Annotated in this window: 3 protein-coding genes; all 3 read left to right on the top strand. The window is 40.6% G+C overall.

Annotation, left to right across the window (positions count from 1 at the left end; translation table 11 throughout):
- The coding region (locus tag HMPREF0373_RS06090) for a YdcP family protein (RefSeq protein ID WP_021738774.1) at positions 1-307 on the top strand (307 nt) is incomplete at its 5' end.
- Between the two features lie 97 nt (positions 308-404).
- Positions 405-818, top strand: a complete 414-nt coding sequence (locus HMPREF0373_RS06085) for a DUF3795 domain-containing protein (protein ID WP_021738773.1) — start codon at positions 405-407, stop codon at positions 816-818.
- A gap of 96 nt (positions 819-914) precedes the next feature.
- A partial coding sequence (locus HMPREF0373_RS06080; protein ID WP_021738772.1) for an FtsK/SpoIIIE domain-containing protein occupies positions 915-1,972 on the top strand: 1,058 nt, incomplete at its 3' end.

Genomic DNA, 1,972 nt, shown 5'->3' with positions numbered 1-1,972 from the left:
GTTCTTGCAGAATGAGGACGGGACACCGAGTAGCCAGCTTAAAAAGCGTATCTATGATTTGAAATGCAGTCTGCACGGTGGAATTATCCCCGTGTCTGTACCGCCAGAAGTACCGTTAAGGGAATTTCCGTACAATGCAGTTGTGGAACTTGTCAATCCCGTAGCCGATACGGTATCACGAAAGACCTATACGGGTGCTGATGTGGATTGGTATGTAAAGGCAGAAGATATTGTGTTGAAGAATAAAGGCAATCAGAACACAGGCACTTCACAGAACCATACACCGCAGGGACAACCGAAAAAATAGACTTGCTGAATAGATTTTCGTTGTAGAGGATATACGGAACTGTTATAATATGGGTATGAAGAAAGCGACAAATTAGAATTGAAAGGAGCAAACAACTATGAAAATGTCAAAAGAAAAAATTGATATAAGCATGTTTGCCCCATGCGGAATGAATTGTAAGGTTTGTTATAAGCACTGTTACAATAAAAAACCTTGTTCTGGGTGCTTGAATAGTGATAAAGGGAAACCAGAACATTGTCGTAAATGCAAAATAAAGGATTGCATCAAAGGAAAATCGTTATCCTATTGTTTTGAATGTGCTGAATATCCATGTAAGTTGATTAAAAATCTTGAAAAAAGCTATAATAAACGGTATCAAGCAAGTCTTATAGAAAATAGCCGTTTTGTTCAAGGACATGGTTTGGAACATTTCATGGAACAGCAGAAAATAAAATATACTTGTCCTAAATGCGGTGGCATTATTTCTATTCACGATAAAGAATGTAGCGAATGTCAAGAAAAAATGAAATAACAAAATTACAGTTTGACAACTTCATATCCATATACACAAAGCAGTTAGTCTTAGGATTGACTGCTTTTTTCATACCCAGAAAGGAGTGATTGATTTATGCGTATGATTTGGAACAAAGGACACCGTATCAGAGCCAGTGACAAGCACCTTGTCTATCATTTTTCCATAGGGACGCTTCTGTTTGTATTCGTGGCGGTTCTCCTGCTACTGAATATAAAACAGCTCATGCGTGCCGATTGGGAGCATTTCAGCTTGTTTGAGAATGGCTTGACGCTTTCCCCTTACAACTTCATAACCATACTGATAGCGACTGGTGCTTGTGTATTGGTCGCTTTTCTGTATTACCGCTTCTGTTACGACAGTTTCAAGAAGCTCCTGCACCGTCAAAAGCTGGCAAGAATGGTGTTGGAAAATAAGTGGTATGAAGCCGATACCGTACAAGACAGCGGTTTTTTTACTGACCTGCAAAGCAGATCAAGGGAAAAAATCGTCTGGTTTCCAAAGATTTATTATCAAATGGAAAAGGGACTGCTTCATATCCGCTGTGAAATTACGCTGGGGAAATATCAAGACCAGCTTTTACGGTTAGAGGATAAATTGGAAAGTGGCTTGTATTGTGAGCTGACCGACAAGACCCTGCATGACGGATATATCGAATATATCCTGCTTTATGATATGATAGCAAACCGCATTACCATTGATGAAGTACGGGCAGAGAACGGCTGTCTTAGACTGATGAAAAATCTTGTCTGGGAATATGACGCACTCCCTCACGCCCTTATCGCTGGTGGGACTGGTGGCGGTAAAACCTATTTTCTGCTGACGCTCATTGAAGCCTTACTGCATACCAACGCTGTCCTTTATATCTTAGACCCGAAGAACGGTGACCTTGCAGACTTAGGGACAGTTATGGGAAATGTGTATCATACCAAAGAAGAAATGATAGATTGCGTCCATGCCTTTTATGAGGGCATGGTACAGCGAAGTAAGGAAATGAAACGACACCCGAACTATAAGACTGGCGAAAACTATGCCTATCTGGGACTGCCACCCTGCTTTCTTATCTTTGATGAATATGTAGCATTTTTTGAAATGCTGGGGACGAAAGAAAGCGTAAGCCTGCTTAGCCAGTTAAAGAAAATCGTTATGTTAGG

The sequence above is a fragment of the Eubacterium ramulus ATCC 29099 genome (genome assembly GCF_000469345.1).
Lineage (GTDB): Bacteria > Bacillota > Clostridia > Lachnospirales > Lachnospiraceae > Eubacterium_I > Eubacterium_I ramulus.
This window is presented reverse-complemented; position numbering and strand designations above follow the sequence as displayed.